The organism is Duganella rhizosphaerae (assembly GCF_040364205.1).
Classification (GTDB): domain Bacteria; phylum Pseudomonadota; class Gammaproteobacteria; order Burkholderiales; family Burkholderiaceae_D; genus Rugamonas; species Rugamonas rhizosphaerae.
In genome coordinates this window covers 24,357-48,778 of the sequence record NZ_BPWK01000004.1, presented here as the reverse complement: position 1 = coordinate 48,778, position 24,422 = coordinate 24,357, and the positions used below count along the sequence as shown (strand labels likewise).

The 24,422-nt window shown below is 63.8% G+C and carries 20 protein-coding genes; 12 read left to right on the top strand and 8 right to left on the bottom strand.

Annotated elements, in window-relative coordinates:
- The first annotated feature begins 4 nt into the window (after positions 1-4).
- The 3 genes from RUGAMON1_RS10030 (at position 5) to RUGAMON1_RS10020 (ending at position 3,652) form a co-directional block, all read left to right on the top strand.
- Positions 5-739: an outer membrane lipoprotein-sorting protein gene (locus tag RUGAMON1_RS10030; protein WP_445230376.1), complete on the top strand. Its 735-nt coding sequence runs from the start codon at positions 5-7 to the stop codon at positions 737-739.
- Positions 736-1,971: a hypothetical protein gene (locus tag RUGAMON1_RS10025; protein ID WP_445230375.1), complete on the top strand. Its 1,236-nt coding sequence runs from the start codon at positions 736-738 to the stop codon at positions 1,969-1,971. Before RUGAMON1_RS10030 ends, RUGAMON1_RS10025 begins: the two co-directional genes overlap by 4 nt.
- Positions 1,972-2,095: 124 nt before the next feature.
- Positions 2,096-3,652, top strand: coding sequence for a bifunctional diguanylate cyclase/phosphodiesterase (locus tag RUGAMON1_RS10020; RefSeq protein WP_445230374.1), 1,557 nt, complete (start codon positions 2,096-2,098; stop codon positions 3,650-3,652).
- 24 nt (positions 3,653-3,676) lie between these two features.
- Here the strand turns inward: RUGAMON1_RS10020 and RUGAMON1_RS10015 are convergent, their stop codons facing one another.
- Complete coding sequence (locus tag RUGAMON1_RS10015; RefSeq protein WP_445230373.1) at positions 3,677-4,060, bottom strand: DUF3592 domain-containing protein; 384 nt, start codon at positions 4,058-4,060, stop codon at positions 3,677-3,679.
- A 42-nt stretch (positions 4,061-4,102) separates the two neighbouring features.
- Here RUGAMON1_RS10015 and RUGAMON1_RS10010 point away from each other — a divergent pair, with 42 nt between their 5' ends.
- Positions 4,103-4,789 (top strand): SDR family NAD(P)-dependent oxidoreductase, encoded by a 687-nt coding sequence (locus RUGAMON1_RS10010; protein WP_445230372.1) that lies wholly within the window; start codon positions 4,103-4,105, stop codon positions 4,787-4,789.
- 3 nt (positions 4,790-4,792) lie between these two features.
- Here RUGAMON1_RS10010 and RUGAMON1_RS10005 read toward each other — a convergent pair whose 3' ends face one another.
- Positions 4,793-5,764, bottom strand: a complete 972-nt coding sequence (locus RUGAMON1_RS10005; RefSeq protein ID WP_445230371.1) for a D-2-hydroxyacid dehydrogenase — start codon at positions 5,762-5,764, stop codon at positions 4,793-4,795.
- Positions 5,761-6,717, bottom strand: coding sequence for a LysR family transcriptional regulator (locus tag RUGAMON1_RS10000; RefSeq protein ID WP_445230370.1), 957 nt, complete (start codon positions 6,715-6,717; stop codon positions 5,761-5,763). Before RUGAMON1_RS10000 ends, RUGAMON1_RS10005 begins: the two co-directional genes overlap by 4 nt.
- Before the next feature lie 125 nt (positions 6,718-6,842).
- On the opposite strand from RUGAMON1_RS10000, the gene RUGAMON1_RS09995 reads away from it, so the two are divergent.
- The 5 genes from RUGAMON1_RS09995 (at position 6,843) to RUGAMON1_RS09975 (ending at position 14,012) form a co-directional block, all read left to right on the top strand.
- Positions 6,843-7,052, top strand: a complete 210-nt coding sequence (locus RUGAMON1_RS09995) for a hypothetical protein (protein ID WP_445230369.1) — start codon at positions 6,843-6,845, stop codon at positions 7,050-7,052.
- The gene (locus RUGAMON1_RS09990) at positions 7,049-7,915 is read left to right on the top strand and encodes an alpha/beta hydrolase (RefSeq protein ID WP_445230368.1); all 867 of its coding nucleotides are present in this window, start codon (positions 7,049-7,051) and stop codon (positions 7,913-7,915) included. Before RUGAMON1_RS09995 ends, RUGAMON1_RS09990 begins: the two co-directional genes overlap by 4 nt.
- A gap of 144 nt (positions 7,916-8,059) precedes the next feature.
- Positions 8,060-9,304, top strand: coding sequence for an efflux RND transporter periplasmic adaptor subunit (locus tag RUGAMON1_RS09985; protein WP_445230367.1), 1,245 nt, complete (start codon positions 8,060-8,062; stop codon positions 9,302-9,304).
- Between the two features lie 6 nt (positions 9,305-9,310).
- Positions 9,311-12,499 carry an efflux RND transporter permease subunit gene (locus tag RUGAMON1_RS09980; RefSeq protein ID WP_445230366.1) on the top strand — a complete coding sequence of 1,063 codons (3,189 nt, stop codon included), beginning with the start codon at positions 9,311-9,313 and terminating at the stop codon, positions 12,497-12,499.
- A gap of 13 nt (positions 12,500-12,512) precedes the next feature.
- Positions 12,513-14,012, top strand: a complete 1,500-nt coding sequence (locus tag RUGAMON1_RS09975) for an efflux transporter outer membrane subunit (protein ID WP_445230365.1) — start codon at positions 12,513-12,515, stop codon at positions 14,010-14,012.
- 113 nt (positions 14,013-14,125) lie between these two features.
- Here RUGAMON1_RS09975 and RUGAMON1_RS09970 read toward each other — a convergent pair whose 3' ends face one another.
- Positions 14,126-14,482 carry a hypothetical protein gene (locus RUGAMON1_RS09970; protein WP_445230364.1) on the bottom strand — a complete coding sequence of 119 codons (357 nt, stop codon included), beginning with the start codon at positions 14,480-14,482 and terminating at the stop codon, positions 14,126-14,128.
- 176 nt (positions 14,483-14,658) lie between these two features.
- On the opposite strand from RUGAMON1_RS09970, the gene ligD reads away from it, so the two are divergent.
- Both ligD and RUGAMON1_RS09960 read left to right on the top strand, forming a co-directional pair.
- Positions 14,659-17,175, top strand: coding sequence for a DNA ligase D (gene ligD / locus RUGAMON1_RS09965; protein WP_445230363.1), 2,517 nt, complete (start codon positions 14,659-14,661; stop codon positions 17,173-17,175).
- Positions 17,176-17,266: 91 nt separating this feature from the next.
- A complete protein-coding gene (locus RUGAMON1_RS09960; protein ID WP_445230362.1) occupies positions 17,267-17,962 on the top strand; it encodes a PEP-CTERM sorting domain-containing protein in 696 nt (231 codons plus the stop codon).
- On the opposite strand, the gene ku is transcribed toward RUGAMON1_RS09960, so the two are convergent.
- Both ku and RUGAMON1_RS09950 read right to left on the bottom strand, forming a co-directional pair.
- Positions 17,963-18,832 (bottom strand): non-homologous end joining protein Ku, encoded by an 870-nt coding sequence (ku, locus tag RUGAMON1_RS09955; protein ID WP_445230361.1) that lies wholly within the window; start codon positions 18,830-18,832, stop codon positions 17,963-17,965.
- 3 nt (positions 18,833-18,835) lie between these two features.
- Positions 18,836-19,840, bottom strand: coding sequence for an SDR family oxidoreductase (locus tag RUGAMON1_RS09950; protein WP_445230360.1), 1,005 nt, complete (start codon positions 19,838-19,840; stop codon positions 18,836-18,838).
- A 314-nt stretch (positions 19,841-20,154) separates the two neighbouring features.
- On the opposite strand from RUGAMON1_RS09950, the gene RUGAMON1_RS09945 reads away from it, so the two are divergent.
- Positions 20,155-21,519 (top strand): GGDEF domain-containing protein, encoded by a 1,365-nt coding sequence (locus RUGAMON1_RS09945; RefSeq protein ID WP_445230359.1) that lies wholly within the window; start codon positions 20,155-20,157, stop codon positions 21,517-21,519.
- Between the two features lie 2 nt (positions 21,520-21,521).
- Here the strand turns inward: RUGAMON1_RS09945 and RUGAMON1_RS09940 are convergent, their stop codons facing one another.
- Together RUGAMON1_RS09940 and RUGAMON1_RS09935 are read right to left on the bottom strand one after the other, a co-directional pair.
- Positions 21,522-23,009 carry an FAD-dependent monooxygenase gene (locus RUGAMON1_RS09940; RefSeq protein ID WP_445230358.1) on the bottom strand — a complete coding sequence of 496 codons (1,488 nt, stop codon included), beginning with the start codon at positions 23,007-23,009 and terminating at the stop codon, positions 21,522-21,524.
- A 223-nt stretch (positions 23,010-23,232) separates the two neighbouring features.
- Positions 23,233-24,381 (bottom strand): thiolase family protein, encoded by a 1,149-nt coding sequence (locus RUGAMON1_RS09935; RefSeq protein WP_445230357.1) that lies wholly within the window; start codon positions 24,379-24,381, stop codon positions 23,233-23,235.
- Positions 24,382-24,422 lie beyond the last annotated feature (41 nt).

Below are 24,422 nucleotides of genomic sequence, written 5' to 3'. Positions count from 1 at the left end.
TTTCATGCCATTTCAATTTGACCATATCCGCTGGCTTGTGAGTTGCGCCATCCTGGCTGTCGGTCCGGCGATGGCCGCGCCGCCTGCGCCGGAGATCCTGCGGCAGGTGGACCGTTACCGCATGCCGCTCGATAGTTTCGAAGCGGCGGTGCGCATCGTGCCGGTCCAGAACGGCCAGGAGCAGGAGCCCGGCACCTACGTGATACGCGGTGCGAATCACAATCAAGTGCTGGTGGAGGCGACCAGCGTCGACCAGCGCGGCCAGAAATTCCTGACCACCGATGCCGGCATTTTCTTCTACGCGCCCCGCACCCGGCGCGCGATTCGATTGACGCCGCTGCAAACGCTGCGCGGCAAAGCATCGATCGGTGACCTGGCCCGCATCAGTTTCACGAACGACTATGACGCTGTGACGATGGAGACGCCGCCTGCATCCTGTACCGGCGACTGCATCGCGCTGACCCTGAGCAGCAAGAACGAGGCGGCCACCTACACGAGGATTACGCTGCTGGTGACGAAACAGCGCGGCCAGTACGTGCCGTTGAAGGCGATGCTGTATGTCGCCAGCGGCAAACTGCTGAAAGTTGCGGAGTTCGACGCTGCCACGGGCGGCCTGCCGCCGGTCACGCGCTACTTCGATCCACAAGTACCGGCGGAGCAAACGCGCGTGGTGTACGAAAAGATCAAGGCGGTGGAATTCTCGGCCAGCACCTTCAACCCGCGCAGTCTGGAACAATGAGCGCACGCCGGTCCGCATTGATGGCGGGGCTGCTGCTGTGCGGAGGCGTGCAGGCGGACGAGGACTGGCTGGGCGGCTTCGCGCTGGCCAGCCAGGAAGCCACGCGCCTGCAGGCGACGCCGCTCAACGACGATAACTTCCTGGCGATACCCGAGAAGAAAACCACGCTGGCAGGCCTGCTCGAAGGCCGCTTCCATGACCTGACCTGGCGCGCGCGGTTTGAAGCCCGTCACAGCGACATCGATGGACAACGCAGCGGTTCGTCGGCGACGTTGCAGGAGCTGAACCGTGTATTTCAACTGACGCCGGCGGTGACGCTATCGCTCGGCAAGCGCCTGTATGCGCTCGATCCGTCCTTCGTCAATCAGCCGCTGGGCTTCCTGCAAAAACGCACGGACCTGAGCGACCCGCTGGATGAACTGGGCCAGTCGGAAGGCTTGCCGATGGCGGTGCTGGCCTGGACCGGATCCCAGGCCAGCCTGACGGCGATCTACAGCAAGGACGCGGCGCGCCACGCGGATGGCTATAACCGCGGTGTCGAACAATCCATCATCAAAATCGGCTATGAGTTTGAGCGGCTGAGCGCCAGCGTGCTGCTGCGCCGCGCCAGCGGTGAATCCAACGGCGTCGGTGCGACGCTGAGCGGGGCGGTGGGGGAGCAGCTGTCCTGGTATGTATCGGCTTACAGCGCGCGGGGTACGCAGCGCCCCATTGGAGGCGCCGTGCTGTCCGGCGGTGACGACACCGCGCCAGTCTTCCTGCGCAGTGACGATGGCCGGCGCTACCAGCGCGCGACGGTCGGCCTGACCTACACCTTGCCGGACCTGCCCAAGCTACAACTTGAATATGCCTACGATGGACGCGGCCTGTCCGATGGGCAGTTCGATCGCTGGCTTGCGCTGATCGATCGCAATCAATCGCTGCCGCTGCCGGATGCCGCGCGCAAGGGCCTGCAGGCGCAGGCCTCACAGATGCTGGTCAGCCAGGGCGCGCGCCGGCGCTATGCCAGCGTGACGTTATCCCAGACAGTGGGCGACTGGGAACTGGGTGGCGGTGTCTATGCCGGCCGGGACGACCGCAGCGCTGTCTGGCACGGCATGGCCGATTATCACTATTCGCAGCGCACCACGCTGATGCTGTCGGCGCTGCGCCAGACCGGCGCGGCGCGCTCCGAACGCGGCCTGTCCGCGCTGGGCGGCACAGTCGCCGTTCGGATTCGATGGCTGTTTTAACCCTGCCGATAGCGCCACTGCAATCGGCGGCCATATAAACGATGAGTAGTCATACGGATAGCGGCAAGGGTTAGGTCATGTAAAATCTGGTTATATTTTCTTGCACAACAGTTACATTGCCTAGATGAAGCCAACTTACGCACCGTCCATTAGATCAAGGTTGATGTTGCTGGTAGCGGCTTGCATATTGCCGGCCTTTCTGCTCGCAGGCATTCTCATCTCCTACGATTATCGGCTTACGCGGGAAAACTTTATTCGCAGTGCGATGGCAACTGCGCGCGCGAACGCGATGGAGGTCGACAAGGAGTTCGCTATCGTCGAGGCCACCTTGTACGCGCTCTCGACGTCGCCCAGCTTCCTGGACCCTGATCTGACGGCGTTCCATGCGCAGGCAAGCGAGTTGCTCATCCGGCAGAACGTCTTTAACGTCGTGCTCGAGGATGCCGAGGGACGGCAAGTGATGAACACCGTGACGCCTCCGGGACAGGCGCTGCCGCGAGGGCCGGATGAGCTGGCATTGAAATCCGTGCGCCAGACGCGGGCGACTTATATTTCCAACCTGTTCACCGGCCCATTGTCCGGACGGCAGATCGTATCCATCGGCCTTCCTGTGCCGAGAGACGGCAGGTTGAACGTTTTGTCCGGCACGGTAACGGTTGAACGCTTCGGCGACATTTTGCGACATCAAAATTATCCGCAGCACTGGGTCACCAGTATTTTGGACCGGAGCGGAAAAATCGTCGCGCGCTCCGCCGACATGCAGCGATATGTGGGTGCTTCGGCGATTCCAGCCGTGGTGCAGCGCATGCGCGATCAACCGGAAGGCGCGTTTGAAACGCTTACGCTGGACGGCAAACCTATCCTGGCTGTCATGGCGCGGGCGCAATCGTCGGGTTGGACGGTGGCGATCGGCATCCCCCTGCAGGTGTTGCGGGCCGAGACCGAAGGCAAGCTGTGGCTGCTCGTACTGGCCACCGTCGCCACGCTGGGCAGCGGTTTGGTGCTGGCATGGATAATCGGCACCAGGATACGGCGAGCCGTGATAGGCTTGATTCCGCCTGCGTTGGCGCTGGGATCCGGCGGCGAGGTGCGGTCCGCCAATTACGGCCTGCGTGAGGCCAACAAGGTCGGTTCGGCGTTGGCCAAGGCTTCGGGCATGCTGCACGCGGCAACCCATCAAGCCCATCACGATGCGCTCACCGGGATCGCAAATCGCGTCATGCTGCACGCGTTCCTGGATCGGCAAACCGCCGCGTGCGCTCGCACGGGGGCTGCGCTTTCCGTGCTGTATCTTGATCTAGACGGCTTCAAGCAGGTCAACGACACGCACGGCCACGCTGCCGGCGATGAATTGCTGCGCCAGGCGGCTGATCGGTTGAGCTCGCATATCCGCAAGTCGGATATGGCTGCGCGCATGGGCGGCGATGAATTTGCGATAGTGCTGGTCAATAGCGGCGCTGCCGAGACGGCGAAGGTGGTCGCGCTGATCGAGGCAGTGATGGAGCAGCCATACGATATCGGCGGCCTGACCTTGAAAGCGGCAGCCAGCGTTGGCCGTGCTGTCTATCCGGATGGCGGCGCGACGAGTGAGCTGTTGCTGGCCGCTGCGGATCAATCGATGTACGAACGCAAGTCGCAGCGGAAAAAGTCCGCGGCCGCAAAATCTGCAGCCTTGTCGTGATTGACCCGGTACAAGAGCTACGGACTAATTCACGATGAACCAGGCGGCGGAAGCGAAGAGGAACGCGAAGACGGCGAGCACCCACAGACTGTTCCAATAGTCGAGGTGCACGTCCAGCGGATTGCTGCGGCGGTAGCGGATCGACACCTCGCTGCCCACCGCGTAGTCGACCAGCTCCTTGAAGCCGCCGGCCTCGTAGCTGCGGCCATCCACCTCGAAGCGGATAGCGATCACGTGATGGCGATTGACGTAGCCCTCCGAATCCTCGTTCTGGTGCAGGGCGGCAGTGGTGACGATGGCTGTGCCGCGCCGGCTCAGGCACAGGAAAGCCAGCTTGTAGGCCAGGCCAAGCAGCAGAAGGCCTGCAAGAGGAATCAGTATCAAGGAAAATTGGTGTAAAATATTCATTTAAAATACTCTATTCTTTTAAATAAGCAAAAGTACATAAAAATGAAAGCAATTATCACCGGCGGTAACCGAGGTATCGGGCTCGAAATATCGAAGAAGCTTTTGAGCAAGGGCTTTGAAGTGCATGTATTGTCTCGCTCCGGCGTCTCCGCCGCCATGAGTGGATTGACCTCGTGGACGGTGGACGTTTCTGACTACGAACAGTCGCTGCAGATTATAGAGAAGATCGGGACGCCGGACGTCTTCATCAACAACGCCGGAATGATGAACGCGAAGACGGCAAGTGATTACGACAGCGAGGCGATTCTCCATACGCTCAACGTGAACCTGATCTCCGCCGTGCGACTGAGCGTGCATGTGGCGGAACGGATGGCGGGCAAGGGCGGCGGCCGCATCGTCAGCATGGGTTCGATTGCCGGCGAAATCGGCCATCCAGACATTTGGTATGGCGTTTCAAAGGCGGGCCTCATGAATGCAATGCGTTCGCTCGCACGAACCTACGGCGCAAGGGGCGTGATTGCCAACTCGGTCGCGCCGGGACCCGTCGAAACGGACATGATGAAGAACATTCCGCAAGACAGAAAGGACCGCTTGAAGGCCGCGACCATCAGCCAGCGATTCTGCCTGGCGGAAGAGGTTGCGGAAACGGTCAGCTGGCTTGCCACCGACGCGCCAGCGTTCATCAACGGTGAAGTCATCGATATGAACAACGGCACCAATTATCGATAACCGTCAGCCAACCACGTTCCTGGGAGCGCCCGCCACCCAGGCTTCGAGATTGTCGATCAGCTGATCCACCAGCACCTGCATGGCCTGCGAGCTGGCCCACGCCGAATGCGGCGTGAGGATGAAGTTCGGCAGGCGCAGATTGAGCAGCACGTTGTCCGGCGGCGGCGGTTCCTTCACCAGCACGTCGAAGCCGGCGCCGGCGATCACGCCGCTGCGCAGGGCGTCGGCCAGCGCTGTCTCGTCCACCAGGCCGCCGCGCGCGGTGTTGATCAGCAGGGCGTTGCGCTTCATGCGGATCAGTTCTTTGGCGCTGATCATATTGCGCGTCTTGTCGTTCAGCGGCAGGTGCAGGCTGATGATGTCCGAGGTTTCCAGTACTTCGTCGAAGCCCGCTTCGCGCACGCCGTCGGCCTTGGCGTCCGGCAGCGGCGAGCGGGTATGCACGATCACCTCCATGCCGAACGCGCGCGCGATCTGCGCCACCGAGCGTCCCAGCGCGCCGTAGCCAAACAGGCCCAGACGGCTGCCCGCCAGGTCGGCGATCGGATGGCCGAACAGGCAGAAACGGTCCGACTTCTGCCACAGCCCCGCCTCGATGTCGGCGCGGTAGGCCACCAGCTGCCGGCGCAGCGCCAGGATCAACGCGAAAGTGTGCTCGGGCAGCGTGTGCACCGCGTAGTTGCGGATGTTGGAGACGACGATGCCGCGCTCGCGGCACGCCGCCAGGTCGACGATGTCGGTGCCGGTGGCGGCCACCGCGATCATCTTCAGGTCCGGCAGCTGCGCCAGGTCGGCCGCGCGCAAGGGCACCTTGTTGGTGATGGCGATGGTGGCGCGGGCGTCGCGCAGACGCTGCATGGCGTCGGCCGCCGCGGTGGCCGGATACTCGGTCCACTCGTGCGCGAACGCAGGCTTGCGGATGGTGGCGATGACGCTGTCGCGGTCGAGGAAAACGATGCGGTGAATATCAGTCATAGTGCAACCTCAAATGGAATCGGGCGCGCCGGCGGCGGGGCTTTCGGCAGGCGCATGCCCGGATGGTTGGAAAACAGTTCGGCGACCCATTCGACAAACACCCGCACCTTGGCCGACAGGTGGCGGTTCTGCGGATAGACCACGTGCACCGGCAGCGGGTCGGTGCTCCAGTCGGCCAGCAGTTGTTCGAAGCGGCCGTCCTTGAGCATGGGTTCCATCATAAAGTTCGGCATCTGCACGATGCCCAGCCCCGCCAGGCCGGCCGCGATGTAGGCGTTGGTGTCGTTGACGGCGATGTGGCCGGGCAGGGCGACCTGTATCCGATGGCCGTCGCGCGAGAAGTCCCAGTCGAACAGCTTGCCCGTGCGGGAGGAAAAATAGTTCACGCAGCGGTGCCGCATCAGCTCATCGGGATGCGCCGGCCGGCCGTAGCGGTCCAGGTAGCCCGGCGTGGCGCAGGTGACGAATTGCAGGATGCCCACCCGCCGCGCGATCAGGTTGGAATCACCCAGCACGCCGCCGCGCACCGCGCAGTCGACGCCTTCCTCGATCAGGTCGATGGTGCGGTCGCTGCAGCCCAGCTCCAGCTGGATGTCCGGGTAGCGCGTGAAGAAGTCGGGCAGGGCGGGGATCAGCACGTCGCTGGCCAGGCCGGTGGGCGCGTCCACCCGCAGCCGTCCGCTGGGGCTCAGGCGCGTGCGCGACAGCGATTCCTCGGCCTCGCGCACGTCCGACAAAATGCGTAGGCAGCGCTCATAATAGGCGGCGCCGTCGGCCGTCACGCTGACCTGGCGCGTGGTCCGGTGCAGCAACTTGACCGACAGCGTCGCCTCCAGCGCCTGGATCAGCGTCGAGACGGTGGCCTTGGGCAGTTGCATATTGTCGGCCGCGCGCGTGAAGCCGCCGGCGTCGACCACCTGGACGAACACTTCCATTGCTTGCAGTTTATTCATCTATTCATCCCATTGTTCGGAATCCTGAACAATCAATTCGACATTGCACTATTTATCAGATTGTAGATCAAGTTTAAGATTGCTGTACTGCACCAAGAAAGACCATCGAAGGAAAGGGGTTCAACATGAAATATCGGAATGGAATTTTTGCAACGATCGCACTGGCGCTGACTTCGGTCGCCCTGGCGGGCGTGGTCTATACCGATGCCTACTCGCAGGCGGCCAAGGCCGAAGCGACCGGAGTTCGTGCCCTGACCGAGGCGGCCGCCGGCGAGACCTTCGCCTGCGCCGACACCGCCATGCTGTCCAATCCATCGGATACGGTGCAGCGATGAGCGCAGCCGTCGAGCCATTGCCGCAACTGTCGGAGCTGATCAAGGTCCGCTCCCTGGAAGTGCGCGGCGCGGAAGGCCCGTTGGCCGCCCGCCTGTACACCAGCGGCGAGGCCGGCATCAAGCGCGACACCTTGATCGTGTTCTTCCACGCCGGCGGCTTCAACAGCGGCGACCTGGACGATGCCGACATCTTCCTGCGCCACATGGCCGACGACAACCAGGGCAGCACAATACTGGCCACAGCCTACACGCTGGCGACGGTGCAGCCTTTCCCGGCCGCCGTCGAAGACGCCCACGCGGTGCTGATCTGGGCCAAGAAGAACAAGGCCAAGCTGGGCTGGACCGGCAAGCGCCTGGTGGTGGCCGGCATCGAGGCCGGCGCCAACCTGGCGGCGGTCTGCGCGCTGATGTCGCGCGACCGCGGCGGCCCGGCACTGGCCGGCCAGGTGCTGGTGATGCCCATGCTCGATCCTGGCCTGAGCACCTGGTCGATGCGCGAGATGCAGAACGCGCCTGAATTGCTGGACGTGGCCGACGCCTGCGCGGCGGCCTACCGTGGCTACCTGCCGAACGCGGCAGACCGCACCCATCCATACGCCTCGCCGCTGCAGTCGAGCCGTCTGAAGAACCTGCCGCCGGCACTGATCCTGTCGGCCGAAGACGACCCGCTGCGCGACGAGGCGGAACAATATGGCGCGAAGTTGATTGCCTGCGGCGTCAAGACCACCGTCAACCGAATGCCAGCAGCGTCCCTGAGTGAAGCAGGGGCGCGCAACGAATGCGCGTGCAAGTGTTACGCGCTGGGAGAAATCGCCGGCTTCATCGCCAGCCTGGAACGGTCCGAGACACCGCCAGCCGAATAGGGTTCCCCAACCTTTAAGCAGTATCTGCAATCACGTCCCCACTGGCTTGCCGGCGGGGCGCTAGTACCGTGTTTTCTCGCAATTCGTTGAGGGCAACCGGTGCCGCCATTTCTATTAATTATTTTCATATAAAAGGGAATAAACATGAAAACCATTAAACAACTCACCGTCGTAGCCCGGCCTCTGGCCGCCGCTATGGCGCTGGCGGGACTGGCCGCTTTCGGCCTCTCCGGTTGCGATGACGCCACCGGCAAGACGGCTGAAGCACCGGCGGCAGCCGGCGGCCCTCCGATTTCGGCCGCAGTGGTCGTCGAGAAAACCATCACCGAGACCCAGGAGTTCTCGGGCCGCCTGGAAGCGATCGAGCAAGTGCAGATCCGTCCGCGCGTCGGCGGCTTCATCACCGCCATCAACTTCAAGCCGGGCAGCGAAGTGAAGAAGGGCGAAGTCCTGTTCGTCATCGATCCACGTCCGTTCCAGGCCGAAGCCAACCGCGCCGAAGCGGCAGCCGGTTCGGCCCGCGCCAAGGCCGACCTGGCCAAGCTGGAGCTGACCCGCGCCGAGAAACTGCTGGCCGACAAAGCCATCGCCCAACGCGAATACGACGCCCTGGCATCGAGCCTGAAGCAACTGGACGCCGACACCCGCGCCGCACAAGCGCAGTACGAAGCGGCCAAGCTGAACCTGAGCTACACCCAGGTGACGTCGCCGATCAACGGCCGCGTGTCGAAAGCGGAAATCACGCTGGGCAACCTGGTCGACGCTTCGGCGGTGCTCACTTCGGTGGTCTCGCTGGAACGCATCTACGCTTCCTTCGACGGCGATGAAGAGACTTATCTGCGCGTCGGCGCCGCCGCCCACCAGGGCAAGCCGGCCACCGTCAAGATCGGCCTGGCCAACGAAACCGGCTTCCCGCACGAGGGCAAGCTGGAATTCGTCGACAACCAGCTCGATCCACGCAGCGGTTCGGTGCGCATGCGCGCCACCTTCACCAACACCGACGGCATGCTGGTGCCCGGCCTGTTCGCCCGCGTGCAGCTGGCCGGCTCCACCGGCGCCAAGTCGGCGTTGATGATCAACGACCGCGCCATCAGCACCGACCAGGACCGCAAGTTCGTGTTCGTGGTCGACAAGGACAACAAGGCCGAGTACCGCCCTGTGACCCTGGGACCTGCGATCGACGGCCTGCGCGTGGTACGCGACGGTTTGAAAGCCGGCGAGAAGATCGTCGTCAACGGCCTGCAGCGTGTGCGTCCCGGCGCGCCGATCACGCCGACCGTGGTCGCCATGGATTCCGATCCGCTGGCCGCCAACGTGGCGAAACCTGAAGTAAAAAAAGATGAAAAAGTAGCGGCGGTCGTTGCGAAGACCGGCACTTCCAAGGAATAAAAAAATATGAATATCTCTCGATTTTTTGTCGACAAGCCGATTTTTGCGGCTGTACTGTCGATCATTATCTTCGTCGCCGGCTTGATCGCTATCTTCAAGCTGCCGATCTCGGAGTACCCGGACGTGGTGCCGCCATCGATCGTGGTGCGGGCCCAGTATCCGGGCGCGAATCCGAAGATCATCGCCGAAACCGTGGCCGCGCCGCTTGAGGAACAGATCAACGGCGTCGAGAACATGCTGTACATGTCCTCGCAAAACACCTCGGACGGCGCGCTGGCGCTGACCGTCACCTTCAAGATCGGCACCAACGTCGAGCAGGCCGAAACGCAAGTGCAGAACCGCGTCCAACGCGCCCTGCCGCGCCTGCCGGAAGAGGTGCGCCAGATCGGCGTGACGACCGTCAAGTCGTCGCCCAACCTGACCATGGTGGTCCACCTGCAATCGCCGAACGGCCGTTACGACGACCTGTATCTGCGTAACTACGCGGTGCTGAACATCAAGGACCAACTGGCCCGCCTGCCCGGCATGGGCGAGGTGCAGCTGTTCGGTTCGGGCGACTACGCGATGCGCGTATGGCTCGACCCACAGAAGGTGGCGCAGCGCGGTCTGACCGCCGGCGACGTCGTCGACGCGGTGCGCGAGCAGAACGTGCAGGTCGCCGCCGGTGTGATCGGCCAGGGCCCAAGCCAGGGCGCGGACTTCCAGCTGACCGTCAATACGCAAGGTCGTTTGAAGAGCCCCGAGGAATTCGGCAATATCATCCTCAAGACCAACACCGACGGCGCGGTAACGCTGCTGAAGGATGTCGCCCGCCTTGAAATGGGTTCGAACTCGTACGCGCTCCGGTCCCTGCTGAACAACAAGTCGGCGGTGGCGATTCCTATTTTCGAAGCGCCGAACGCCAATGCGCTGCAACTGTCGACCGACGTCCGCGCCACCATGGCCCGTCTGTCGAAGGATTTCCCGGAAGGCGTCACGTACAGCGTTGTATATGACCCGACCCAATTCGTGCGCGAGTCGATCGACGCCGTGATCCACACCCTGATCGAAGCGGTCATCCTGGTGGCGCTGGTGGTGATCATCTTCCTGCAAACCTGGCGCGCTTCGCTGATCCCGCTGCTGGCGGTGCCGGTGTCGGTGGTCGGTACCTTCGCCGTGATGCTGGGCTTCGGCTTCTCGATCAACACGCTGTCGCTGTTCGGCCTGGTGCTGGCCATCGGTATCGTGGTCGATGACGCGATCGTGGTGGTGGAAAACGTCGAACGGAATATCTCCAACGGCCTGACGCCGCATGACGCGACGATCCAGGCGATGAAAGAGGTGAGCGGTCCGATTATCGCCATCGCACTGGTGCTGTGCGCCGTGTTCGTGCCGATCGCGTTTGTATCGGGCCTGTCCGGCCAGTTCTACAAGCAGTTCGCGCTGACCATCGCCATCTCGACCGTGATCTCGGCATTCAGCTCGCTGACCCTGGCTCCGGCCTTGGCCGCAACCCTGCTGCGTTCGCACGATGCACCGAAGGACGCGCTGACCCGCGGCATGGACAAGGTTTTCGGCGGCTTCTTCAACTGGTTCAACCGCTTCTTCAACCGCGCTTCGGAAAACTACGAAGGCGGCGTGAAAGGCGCATTGAAACGCAAGGGCGGTTCGCTGATCGTGTACGCCGTGCTGGCGGTTGCCGCCGGCTTCATGTTCAAGGTGGTGCCACCAGGTTTCGTGCCGCCGCAGGACAAGGGCTATCTGATCGGCTTCGCGCAATTACCGGACGCCGCTTCGCTGGACCGCACCGACGCCGTGATCCGCAAGATGTCGGACATCGCCAAGGAAATCCCTGGCGTCGACAACTCGATCTCGTTCCCGGGCCTGTCGATCAATGGCTTCACCAACGCGCCTAACGCCGGTATCGTGTTTGTCGGCCTGAAGCCGTTCGACCAGCGTACCAAAGCCAGCGAATCGGCCGAAGCGATCGCCGGCGAAATCAACAAGCGCATGGGCTCCATCGAAGGCGCCTTCGTGCTGGTGCTGTCGCCGCCTCCGGTCAGCGGCCTGGGTACCACCGGCGGCTTCAAGCTGATGATCGAAGACCGCGACAACCTGGGTTACGACGCCTTGTACAAGGCGGTGCAAGCGGTGCAGATGAAGGCATGGCAGAACCCGAAACTGGCCGGCGTCTTCTCGAGCTACCAGATCAACGTGCCGCAGCTGTTCGCCGACATCGACCGTGCCAAGGCCAAGCAATTGGGCGTGCCGCTGCAGACGATCTACCAGACCTTGCAGATCAATCTGGGTTCGCTGTATGTGAATGACTTCAACCAGTTTGGCCGTACCTACCAGGTGCGGGTCCAGGCGGACAAGCAGTTCCGTTCGCACGCCGAAGACATCGCCCAGCTGAAAGTCCGCAACAACAAGGGCGAGATGATTCCGCTGTCGTCGCTGATGCGCGTCAAGGACAGCTATGGCCCGGACCGCGTACAGCGCTACAACGCCTACGTCGCTGCTGAAATCAATGGCGGCGCCGCCCCTGGCGTATCGACCGGCGAAGCGCAGGCTGAAATGACCAAGATCGTCAACGAAGTCCTGCCGAAAGGTATCGGCTACGAATGGACCGAGCTGGTTTATCAGGACATCCTGTCCGGTAACACCATGATGTACGTGTTCCCGCTGTGCGTACTGCTGGTGTTCCTGGTGCTGGCAGCACAGTACGAAAGCTGGACCCTGCCGCTGGCGGTGATCCTGATCGTGCCGATGTCGATCCTGTGCGCGCTGCTCGGCGTGAAGCTGACCCACGGCGACAACAACGTCTTTACCCAGATCGCGCTGTTCGTGCTGGTGGGCCTGGCCTCCAAGAATGCGATTCTGATCGTGGAGTTTGCGCGTGAACTGGAACACCACGGCCGCACCATCGTCGAAGCGGCGCTGGAAGCATCCCGTCAGCGTCTGCGTCCGATTCTGATGACGTCGATCGCATTCATCATGGGCGTGCTGCCACTGGTGTTCTCGCACGGCGCCGGTTCGGAAATGCGTCATGCAATGGGTGTGGCGGTGTTTGCCGGCATGCTGGGCGTGACTTTCTTCGGCCTGTTCCTGACGCCGGTGTTCTACGTCCTGCTGCGCAAGCTGGCGGTACGCCTGGAGAAGAAGAAACCTGCCGTGGCCGGCGACGCCGCTGCGGTAAAACTGGAAGGGACTCACTAATATGAGCAACTCGATGAACAAACTGCAGATGATCGCCAAAGGTGTGGCGCCTGTATTGGCGGCCTTGCTGATGACCGCCTGCGCCGCGCCAGAGTTCAAGCAGCCTGCGATGGACGTGCCGGTCGCGTTCAAGGAATCGCAACTGCCTGCGCCGGTGAAGGTCGCCGCCGACGGCAGCACCTGGAAACAGGCGCAAGCCGCCGAAGCGCAACCGCGTGGTGAGTGGTGGCTGGCTTTCAACGATACGGCTCTCAATGAGCTGATCGCCGAGGCCACCAAGGCCAACGCCAACCTGGCCGTGGCCGCGGCCCGCGTCAAGCAGGCCCGCGCCATCGCCGGCATCGCCGAGGCAGACCGCATTCCGCAGGTCGGCGTCAACGTTGGCGCGCAGCGCCAGCGCCAGTCCGACGTGGCGCTCGGCCTGCCGGCCGGCACGCCGGTCGCTCCGGGTAACGCGTTCAGCGCCAACCTGACGGCCAGCTACGAGGTCGACCTGTTCGGCCGCGTATCGTCGAACGTCAGCGCCGCCCGCAATGACGCCGCTTCCGTGGAAGCGACTTACCGTTCGGTGCTGCTGTCGGTGCAGGCCGATGTGGCGCAGACTTACTTCCGTCTGCGCGCCACCGACGCCGAACTGGAAACGCTGAACCGCACGGTGCAAACCCGCGAAGAAAACGTCAAGGTCAACCAGCGTCGCTTCGACCTGGGCGACATCGGCGAATTCGACCTGTCGCGCGCCAAGACCGAGCTGGCCACGTCGCGTGCCGAAGCCATCGGCCTGCAACGCCAGCGCGTGACGACCGAGCATGCACTGGCGGTCCTGCTGGGCAAACCGGCGGCCAGCTACACGGCCGGCGCCAGCCCGTTGCTCGATACCTCGCTGCTGCCGGTGATCCCGGCGGGCTTGCCGTCGTCGTTGCTGGAGCGTCGTCCCGACATCGCTTCGGCGCAGCGCACGATGGAAGCGGCCAACGCCCGCATCGGCGTCGCCAAGTCGGCGATGTTCCCGGCGCTGACCCTGAACGCCAACGCCGGCGGCATTTCGAGCAACACCGTTGCCGACGTGTTCAAATGGAGCAGCCGTTCGTGGGTGCTGGGCGCGCTGATGTCGATGCCGCTGATCGATGGTGGCCGCAACAAGGCCAATATCACGCGCAGCGAAGCGGCGCTTGAGGAATCGGTCGGTACCTACCGCCAAAGCGTGCTGGTGGCTTTCGCGGAAGTCGAAGACAACCTGGCGGGCCTGCGCATCCTGGCCGGCCAGACCGCGCAGATCGAAGATGCGGTCGTATCGGCGCGCCGTTCCGCCGACCTGGCGCAGAAGCTGTATTCGGCCGGCCGCTCGAGCTACCTCGATCTGCTGGACGCGCAGCGTAACCTGGCGACGGTGGAACGTACCGCAGTGCAGTTGCGCGGCAGTCGCGCGGTCACCACCGTGGCGCTGATTCGCGCCCTGGGCGGCGGCTGGGATGGCGCCAACGTCAATGCGGCAGCGAAGGTCGCGCAGCGATAAGCTGAACGACTAATGAAAAACCCCGCCGGCGCTGAGCGCGATCTTGATCGCGTTCAGGCCGGCGGGGTTTTTTTACGTCTGCGGCGGGCTGGGGGCCGCCGCGTACTTCGGAATTACTTGGTGACGACTGGAGCAGGGGTTGCTGCTGCTTCAGCTTTCGCGGCCTTGGCGTGAGCCTTGGCTTTGGTTTTGTGAGCCTTGGCGTGGGCATCGGCCTTGTCTGCTTTTTCGTCAGCTTTGGCGACGGCGACGTCTTTCTTGGCTTCGGCTTCTACCTTGGCGGTCTTGGCTTCGGCTTTGATGTCGGTCTTGGTTTCTTTAGCGGTGGCTTTGGCGTCGGTCTTGGCTTCCTTGGCTTCTGCTTTCACAGCCGCTGGAGCGACAGGAGCGGCTGGAGCGGTGGCTGGAGTCTGTGCAAAAGCTGCGGTAGCGAACAGGCCGGCGATCAGGGTAGCGATAAGTTTGTTCATGATGAAATCCTCATTCAGGTTGATTTAGAGCCGGGACAATTCCCGTGTCACTGAGCAAAAAACGCGGCCCGGACCGCTGTCGTTGACGGGCTTTACATTCGCTTACAAGCTCTCCAGATTGCTTACATGTTGGTTAGCGCACGGAGTCTGGAGCCATGCGGGCATAATCTGCTCAAATGGAAGACGCACTTAAAACCTACAAGTCCAAGCGCAACTTCGCGATCACGCCCGAACCGGCCGAAGGAGGCGAGGAGGGCAAGGATGGCGAAGGGGCGCTGGCCTTCGTCATACAAAAGCATTGGGCCAGCCGCCTGCATTACGATTTCCGGCTGGAGCTTGATGGCGTGATGCTGAGTTGGGCCGTGCCCAAAGGCCCCAGCTACGACACGCACGACAAGCGCATGGCCGTGCATGTCGAAGATCATCCGATTTCCTACAACGATTTCGAAGGCACGATCCCGCCCAAACAGTACGGCGCGGGCAAGGTGATCATCTGGGACCGCGGCGTGTGGCGGCCGCTGGGCGATCCGCGCAAGGCGCTGGCGGAGGGCAACCTGAAGTTCGAACTGGCGGGGCACAAAATGCATGGCCGCTGGGCGTTGGTGCGCATGAAGGGCAAGGGCGAGAAGCAGGAGCCCTGGCTGCTCATCAAGGAAAAGGACGACTACGCGCGGCCGGCCGATGAGTTCAGCGTGGTGGACGAGATGCCGGACAGTGTGAAGGCGCTGCCGCCGGCCACCGCTGCGCGCACGCACGGCGCGCCATCGGCGGCAGCCGTGAAAGATGCGTTGTCGGACGCGCCCAAGGCCGCCATGCCGGAAACGCTGTCGCCGCAACTGGCCACGCTGGTGGACGCGCCGCCGTCATCGCCTGAAGACTGGCTATTCGAAATCAAGTTCGACGGTTACCGCCTGCTGGCGCGCGTCGACGGCAAGGACATCCGCCTGGTCACGCGCAACGGCAACGACTGGACGCACCGCCTGCAAGCCCTGCATGACGCCATCGCAAAAATGAAACTGCCGGACGGCTGGTACGACGGCGAGATCGTCGTCCACGACGACAACGTCCGCCCGGACTTCGGCCTGCTGCAAAACGCCTTCGACGAAGACGACCCCGCCGACATCGTCTACTTCCTGTTCGACCTCCCGTTCCACGACGGCCGCGACCTGCGCCACCTGCCGCTGGAGCAACGTCGCGCAAGGCTGCAAGCGCTGCTCGACAAAAAGCCGTCCGACACCATCCGCTTCAGCGCCGCACTGGACGCAACGCCGCACGATATGATCGCGGCCGCATGCAGCATGGGCCTGGAGGGCATCATCGGCAAGCGCCGCGACAGCAGCTACACATCGCGCCGCAGCGGCAGCTGGATCAAGCTCAAATGCGGCCAGCGGCAGGAGTTCGTCATCGGTGGCTACACCGATCCGCAAGGTTCGCGCAACGGCTTCGGTTCCCTTCTGCTGGGCACCTACGACAAGGACGGCAAGCTGCAATACGCGGGCAACGTCGGCAGCGGCTTCAACGCCGCCACGCTGCACGACATCAAAAACAAAATGGACAAACTGGCGGCCGACCAAAGCCCGTTCGCACCCAATCGCGAGATCGACAAGAAAGCCCACTGGCTCAAGCCGGTGCTGGTGGCGGAAGTCGGCTTCGGCGAATGGACGCGTTCGGGCTCGATCCGCCATGCCGTCTTCAAGGGACTGCGCAAGGACAAGAAGGCCGACGCCATCGTCCGCGAAGTGCCGGCCCATCTCAAGGAGCAAGCAGACATGCAGCCAGCAAGCACAGTGCAGGGCAAGCTGCCCGCCACACTCAAGATCAGCAATCCCGATCGCGTGATCGACCAGCAAAGCGGCGCCACCAAGATCACGCTGGTGCGCTACTACGCGCTGGTCGGCGCGCTGATACTGCCGCACCTGAAGGGCCGTCCCGTATCGCTGGTGCGCGCGCCGGCCGGCGTCGGCGGCGAGTTGTTCTTCCAGAAGCACGCGGATACCGGCAAGCTGCCCGGCGTTAAACATCTGGATCCGTCGCTCGACCCCGATCACCCGCCGATGCTGGAAATCGCCAACGAACGAGGCTTGCTGTCGGCCGCGCAGTGGAACGTGGTGGAGCTGCACACGCAAAACGCCAACGCCTCCAGCTACGAAAAGCCCAACCGCATGGTGTTCGATCTCGACCCCGGCAAAGGCGTCAGCTGGCCGCAGATGCAGGAGGCGGCGCAGCTGATGCACGCCTTCCTCGATCATCTGGGCCTGCCGGCCTTCCTGAAAACCAGCGGCGGCAAGGGGCTGCACGTGGTGGTGCCGGTGCGGCCGGGTTATGGCTGGGATGACGTCAAGGCGTTTTCACAGGCCATCGTCGCTCATATGGCGCAGCATATCCCGGAGCGCTTCGTCTTGAAGAGCGGGCCGCGCAACCGGGTCGGCAAGATCTTCATCGATTATCTGCGCAATGGCCGCGGCGCCACCACGGTGGCTGCGTGGTCGGCGCGCAGCCGGCCCGGCCTGGGCATCTCCGTGCCGCTGGCGTGGGAGGAACTCGATGGCCTGCACGGGGCCGACCAGTGGACCGTCGCCAACGTGCACACGCGGCTCGATGTCGGCAATGCGCCGTGGGCCGCCTACCAGCAATCCGCCAAAGGGCTGGCCCAGGCGATGAAAATCATGGGGTTCAAGCCCGGCGTCGTCTGAATGTTTTCGTGGTGAAATTATTATTTTATATTGACAACATGTGTTGTGGATGTTTTAATGGCGGCTTGATACATAATTCGGGACCCTCCAGATGAAAAAGCTGTCCATTTTGTTAGCCGGCATGACCTTGCTTGGCTCCGCTCAAGCGACCGTCTATCAATTTGATTTCACAGCCAAAATCCAGGAAATGGTCGAATTTTCGCCGTTGACGTTCAGCGGCGGCCCGGTGACCTCCAGCAGCCTGTCGGGCAGCACCGTGTCGGTGGGCGACCAGCTCACCGGTCATTTCAGCTACGATACCGTGACCGGCGTGTTCAGCCAGTTCGGCGGCAGCACCATGTATGCCGCGCCGGCGGCCCAGAACAGCCTGGACGCCAGCATCGGCGGCGCCAGCATCGCCCTGGGCGGCGCGAACTACAGCAGCACCAATGTGCAGGTGGCCAATAACGCCGCCGCCCTGGGTGGCGCGGACAGCTTCGGCATTGCCAACGTCTCTGCCAATGCCTATGCATCGCAGATGATGGCGGTGAGCTTCTTCGACAAATCGGGCCTGGCCCTGAACGCATCGACCATGCCGGGCCAGCTGGATTTCGCCAACTTTGGCCAGTCGAGCTTTTACTACACCTATTCCTCCAACGCGACCCACGCGATGATGGGCGCGAACGGCGCCTTGACGTCGGTGACGGTCACGCAGGTGCAGGTGCCGGTGCCGGTGCCCGAGCCGGAAACCTACGCCATGCTGCTGGCCGGCCTGGCAGCGTTGACCTGGAAGGCGCGCCGCCGTTAATCAGGCGCTGCGCGCCGCAGGGCGCCTGGCTGTCGTTTTCGTTTTCGGGGCGCGGCTTGATGATTTAGCCGGCCGCTTGCCCAGGCTGTCCTGCAACAGCGCCACCAGATCCACCACGTTCGACGACTTGGCCGCCTTGGCCTCCGGCTCGGCGGCGGTGATGGTCTTGGTCTGGCCAGCCTTCACCTTCTTCTTCACCAGTGCCAGCACGTCGTCCTTGTAGGTGTCGTGATACTGCTCCGGTTTCCACGGCTCGCTCATGCCTTCGACCAGCGACAGCGCCATCTGCAGTTCCTTGTCGCTGATGCCGGCCGCCTTCATGGTGGCCGGCGGCAGCTTCAATTCCTCCGCGCTGCGGATCTCGGCCGGGTAGCGCAGCGTATTGAGCACGATCTTGTCGTCGTCGCAGACCAGCGCGCACAAGTGCTGCTTGGTGCGGATCACCACCGTGGCGATGCCGATCTTGCCGGCCTTGCGCAGCGTCTCGCGCAGCAGCGCATACACCTTGGCGCCGCCGCGCGCCGGCGCCAGGTAGTAGGGCTGTTCGTAGTAGGTCAGCGGCACCTCGGCCGCATCGACGAAGGCCTGGATGTCGATCGTCCCGGTGGCCTCCGGGTTGGCGCGCTTGAGGTCTTCGTCGGACAGCACCACATATTCGTCGTCCTCGTACTCATAGCCCTTGACGATATCGTCCCAGGTCACTTCCTTGCCGGTGTTCTTGTTGTAGCGCTTGTAGCCGACCGGCGAGAAGTCGCGCCGGTCCAGCATCGTCAGATCCAGCTCGTGCTCCTGCACGGCCGAATACAACTCGACCGGAATGTGCACCAGCCCGAAGCTGATGGCGCCTTTCCATAACGCGCGCGCCGCCATGGCCTACTCGCCGACGCTGCCGGTCACCGGCAGCACGATGCCGGTGATGTAGCTGGAGCAGCAGGGCGCCGCCAGGAACACATAGGCCGGGGACAGCTCCTGCGGTTGCGCGGGCCGCTGCATGTCGGTGTCGGCGCCGAACTGCGCCACCTTGTCGGCCGGCGCATCGGCCGGGTTCAAGGGCGTCCACACCGGTCCGGGGGCGATGGCGTTGACCCGTATGCCTTGCTCCAGCAGGTTGGACGCCAGCGACATCGTGAACGCGTGGATCGCGCCCTTGGTGGTCGAATAGTCCAGCAGGTGCTTCGAGCCTTTCAGGCCCGTGACCGAGCCGGTATTGATGATGGCCGCGCCGCGCTTCAGGTAGGGCAGCACCGCCTTGGCCATGTGGAAGTAGCCGTAGACGTTGGTCTTCATGGTCAGGTCGAAGCGCTCTTCGGTCAGGTCGGTCAGTTTTTCGGCGTGCTCCTGGAAGGCGGCGTTGTTGACCAGGATGTCGAGCCGGCCGAAGCGCTCGTGCACTTGCTGGACGGCGCTGCGGCAGAAGGCGGCGTCGCGCACATCGCCCGGCAGCAGCATGCAGCTTTGGCCTTCCGCCTCCACATAGCGCTTGGTCTCGCTGGCGTCTTCATGCTCGTTCAGGTAGATGATGGCCACGTCGGCCCCTTCGCGCGCATACAGCACCGCGACCGCGCGGCCGATGCCGGAGTCGCCGCCGGTGACAATGGCCACCATGCCGGCCAGCTTGCCGCTGCCGCTGTAATCGGGCGCGAGGAATTCCGGCTTGAGCTGCATCTCGGCCTCCAGCCCCGGCTTTTCCAGGTGCTGGGCCGGCAGCGGCGTGCCGGGGTAGTCGTGCTGGGTAGTTTGCACCGGACCCTGGCGGTCGCCGATCTGGCTGGCGCGCGGCTCCTGCTTGCTGCGCTCGTCCGACTGGTCCTGGTGTTGCTGGATCTCGCGCTGCATGCTGGCCGCAGCGGGATCCGATTGATTCTTGGTGTGTGCCATGGCATCCTCCTTGGAGTCCACAGTATTTGCGGCTATGTGTCCCATGACGGTGCGCTTGTTCACACATATGCAGCAAAACCGCGACGCCAATTAGTTACCTTGGGAAATAGTCTGATCTTTAATACAAAAAATATTGCTAATTATGAACTTTATGGCACACTAGCGCGGGGATATATTTTTTCACATTAAAAAGCATGCGTAGGAGCAATATGATGGCGGACCGGAGCACTAGCGTAGGTGTCTTTTTCAATGCTACTGGCGAGCGGCGCGCGGAGTTTCAGGCGTGCTGCGGAGAGCTGTTCTCCCAGCTGACCATGACGGAGCACGTCGACGCCACGGCTGCGGCCCTTGGCAAACGCCACGTGGATCTGCTGGTGCTGGATCTGAACGGCTACGAGCAGCTGAGCGAGCTGGCCGGCGTGGGCGCGCTGATACGGGGCCGCGCCAGTGCGCCGGTGCTGGTGCTGTGCGCTTACGAGCACAGCGCCTGGTTGCCGGAGCTGATGACCTACGGCCAGTTCGACTACCGCATTTGCCCGGTACTGAGCGACGAGTTGCAGCAGGCCGTGCAGCAGGCGCTGGCGGTGCCGGCCGATGCCGCCGCCGCCTTGCAGCAAACCTTGCTGGACAAGGAAAAGGAACTGCGCGACCTGCTGGGCGTGCAGCGCAGCCTGCAACGCGCGCTGAGCGGCATCGACACCATCGAATCGATGTCGGCGCAGATCTGCCTGGCGCTGTGCAATTTCCCCGGCGTGCGCCATACCGCGGTGCTGCATATGAAGGAGCGGGGCGACCTGCAACTGGTGGCGCAGGAATCGCGCAACCACCTGGACCTGGCGCGCCTGCTGCAACGGCGCGACCGCCTGCTGCAATCGCCGCTGCGCGACGTGTTCCCGCCGCTGCTGGCGGTGGCGCGCGGCGAGATGGTGCTGCTCGACGCGCCGGAAAAAGCCGGCGACCCGGAACTGGCCATGATGCTGCACGACCGCTGCGTGCGCATGGTGCTGGCGCTGCCGCTGCGCGCCGAACCGGGCAGCGCCGAACTGGGCGCGATCTGCCTGATGTTCGACCGTCACATCACCTTCTCGCGCGAGCAGTTCGCCTGCTTCGCCAGCCTGGCGCAGTTTGTCAGCTTCGGCCTGGGCATGAGCGAGTTGAAGCACCGGAATGAGGAATTGTCCGGCCAGATCACGCTGATGAGCACCGTCGACAGCGTCACCGGCGCCGCCAACCGCCGCGCCGGCGAGGACATGCTGGACAACGAAATCCGCCGCGCGCGCCGCTACGGCCTGCCGCTGGCGGTGCTGTCGTTCGATGTCGCCAGCTTCCAGTCGGAAAACGATTTATACGGTTCCCCGGTCGGCGCGCAGGCATTGCGCGCGGTGGCGGACGTGGTCAAAGGCCGGCTGCGCACCTCGGACCTGCTGGCGCGCATGCGCGGCGAAGAGTTCCTGATCATCGCCACCCACACCACGGCGGCCGACGCCATGCGGCTGGCGGAAAAACTGCGGGTCGCGATCGCCGAAGCGGACCTGCCGGGCAATGGTGAGGTGGTGATCAGCCTGGGCGTGGCCCAGGTGGGGGCGGACGAGGGCGGCGCCACTGTCCTTGATCGGCTGGATGCGTCGCTGCACCGCGCCAAGCGCGCGGGCCGCAACTGCATCGACGCCGCGCAATAAGCTTAGCGCAGCGGTACACCGAACCATCGCGCCGCGGCCTGGAAGGCTTCCGCTTCGTCCGGGGAAGCCCCGCCGGCCCAGGCGACAAAGCCGTCCGGGCGCACCAGGATGGCGCTCACGCCCAGGCTGTCCTTGACCTGGGCGGCGACGTAGGAAACCCTGTCGTTCCAGCGGCTGGCCATTGCCTGCCAAGGCTGGCGGACGTCGAAGTCCAGCAGCAGGCCACGGCCCTTGCTTTGCAGTTCTCCCAGCCTCCTGCCGTCGACCAGCTCGAAATCGGGCGCGCTGCGGCCCACCAGCGGATGGCCGCCGCCCAAATCGTAGCGCAGGGAGACGCCCCACACGCGCTCTGCGAAATAGGTCGCGCCGTCGCGTGTGCCGATCAGATCCCGGACGATGGCCTCGAGCGCGCGTGCATGCCGGCTTGGCCGCATCAGCGCCACCTGCGCGCGCGACCAGTCAAGCACCTGCGCGCCGACCGGATGCCGCTCGCCGGCATAGCTGTCGAGCAGGCCGGCCGGCGCGTCGCCGCGTATGGTGGCTGCAAGTTTCCATCCCAGGTTCAGCGCGTCGCCCAGTCCCAGGTTGAGCCCCTGGCCGCCCAGTGGCGAGTGGATGTGCGCGGCGTCGCCGGCCAGCAGCACCCGTCCTTTGCGGTAAGCGCTCGCCTGGCAGGCGCGGTCGGTCCAGGTGGTGGCCAGTTCCAGCGCCGTCAGCGTGACGTCGGTACAGCTGATGCGGCGCAGGACCGCCTGCACCTGCTCCAGTGTGATCGGCTGCGTGCGGTGAAAGGCGCCGCCGTCGAATTCGACCATCGCAATCGTGCCTGGCCGCGACTGAAAATACATGCCCGTCGGCGTGTAGTGGCGGCCTGCGCCCAGCTGCTCGGGATCGGCCAGCTCGACTTGCACCGAATAGCCGGTGAACTCGGGATCGGTGCCGGTGAACGCGAAACCCAGCGCTTTGCGCACCGTGCTGCGGCCGCCATCGCAAGCGACCAGCCAGCGTGCGCGGATGGTTTCGCCGCCGGCCCGGATGGTCACCACATCGTCCGACTGCCCGACCTCGTCGACGCCGATGCCGCGCCGGATCTCGACTCCCATCATGGCGGCGCGGGCGGCCAGGGACATTTCGATGCGCTCCATCTCGGCCGCCATATTGGTGTCGGCGGGACCGGGCAGGCGATACGGCCATTGCGACGTATCGATGTCGGCGTCGTCGAACGGGATGCCGGCGAAATGGCCGGCCTGGCGGCGCGGCGACGGCGCGCCGGGCGCCGCCGCCGCGATGTCCGCCAGCAGACCGCGACGATAGAACGCTTCGACGCTGGTCACCGACAGGCCGCGCATGCCGAACGGGAGCCGCTTCAAGGGGCTGCGCGGGTCTTCGCTCCGCTCCAGCACCAGCACCGGGATACCCGCGAGCCCAAGCTCGCAGGCGAGAAACAGGCCGACGGGACCTGCGCCGGCAATGACGACGTCATAAATCATGGGAACTCCTTCGGCGCAAAGGCGCCTAAATGGTCGGACAAAAAAAGGGGGAGCACTGGCGATCAGTGTCATTCAACCCGCCGGACACAAGACGGCTTGCCGCCCTTGCGGCGGCGTTGTGTCAGACGGGTAGGCTCAAGGTGTGAGCAGTGGGGGAGGGCAACCTCAATTGGTGGCGGTGCTGATTGCACCAGCGTGATACTGGATAAGAAACCGCCAGGTGTCAAGCAGCCGGCGTGAATTTTTCCAGCACCGTGGCGATACCCTGGCCGCCGCCGATGCACTGGGCGGCCAGCGCGTAGCGGCCTCCGGTGCGCGCCAGCAGCGCCGCCGCCTTGCCGGTGATGCGCGCGCCGGTGGCGCCCAGTGGATGGCCGATGGCCATGCCGCCGCCGTCGATATTCAACACCTCCGGCCGGATGCCCAGCTCGCGCACGCAGGCCAGCGCCTGCGAGGCGAAGGCCTCGTTAATCTCCGCCACATCGATATCGCCCGCTTGCAGGCCGGCCAGCTTGAGCGCCTTGCGCGTCGCCGGAATCGGGCCGATGCCCATCAGCGCCGGATCGCAACCCACCGCCGCCATCGAGACGATGCGCGCAGTCGGCTTCAGGCCGTGCTTGCGGGCGAATTCCTCGCTGGTGACCAGCACCGCCGAGGCGCCGTCGGTCAGCGGCGACGAGGTGCCGGCCGTGACCACGCCGTGCTCGGGATCGAACACCGGCTTCAGCGCGGCCAGCGCCTCGACCGTGGTGGCGGCGCGGATGCAGCCGTCTTCGGCCACCACTTCGCCGGCGCCGGTGGTGATCGGCACGATTTCATCTTTCAGCAAACCGGCGGCGCGGGCGCCGGCCGCCTTCTGGTGCGACTGGAAGGCCAGCGCTTCCTGGTCGGCGCGCGACACCTCGTATTTGCGGGCGACGTTTTCGGCGGTGTCGCCCATGCTGATGTAGGCGTCGGTTTCGGCCAGCAGCTGCGGGTTGGGCGAGAAGTTGTAGCCGCCCTGCGGCACCATCGTCATCGATTCGACGCCGACGCACAGATAGGCCTCGCCCAGGCCGGCCTCGATCTGCGCGGCGGCGATGTGGATGGCCGACATCGACGAGCCGCAGAAGCGGTTGATCGTCATGCCCGGCACCTCGTGCGGAAAGCCGGCCAGCAGCGAGACGATGCGCGCCAGGTTGTTGCCCTGCGAGGATTCCGGGTAGGCGCAGCCGAGGATCACGTCGTCCAGCAGCGCCGGGTCCAGGCCGGTGCGCTGCATCAGCCCTTGCACCACCTGGGCGCCCAGGTCGTCGGGACGGACTTCGGCCAGCTTGCCTTTTCGCGAGAAGTGGAAGGGGGAACGGGCATAGGCGCTGATTACTGCTTTCATGGTGGAACTCCTTTAAATTATGATCGTAATGATTGATATAT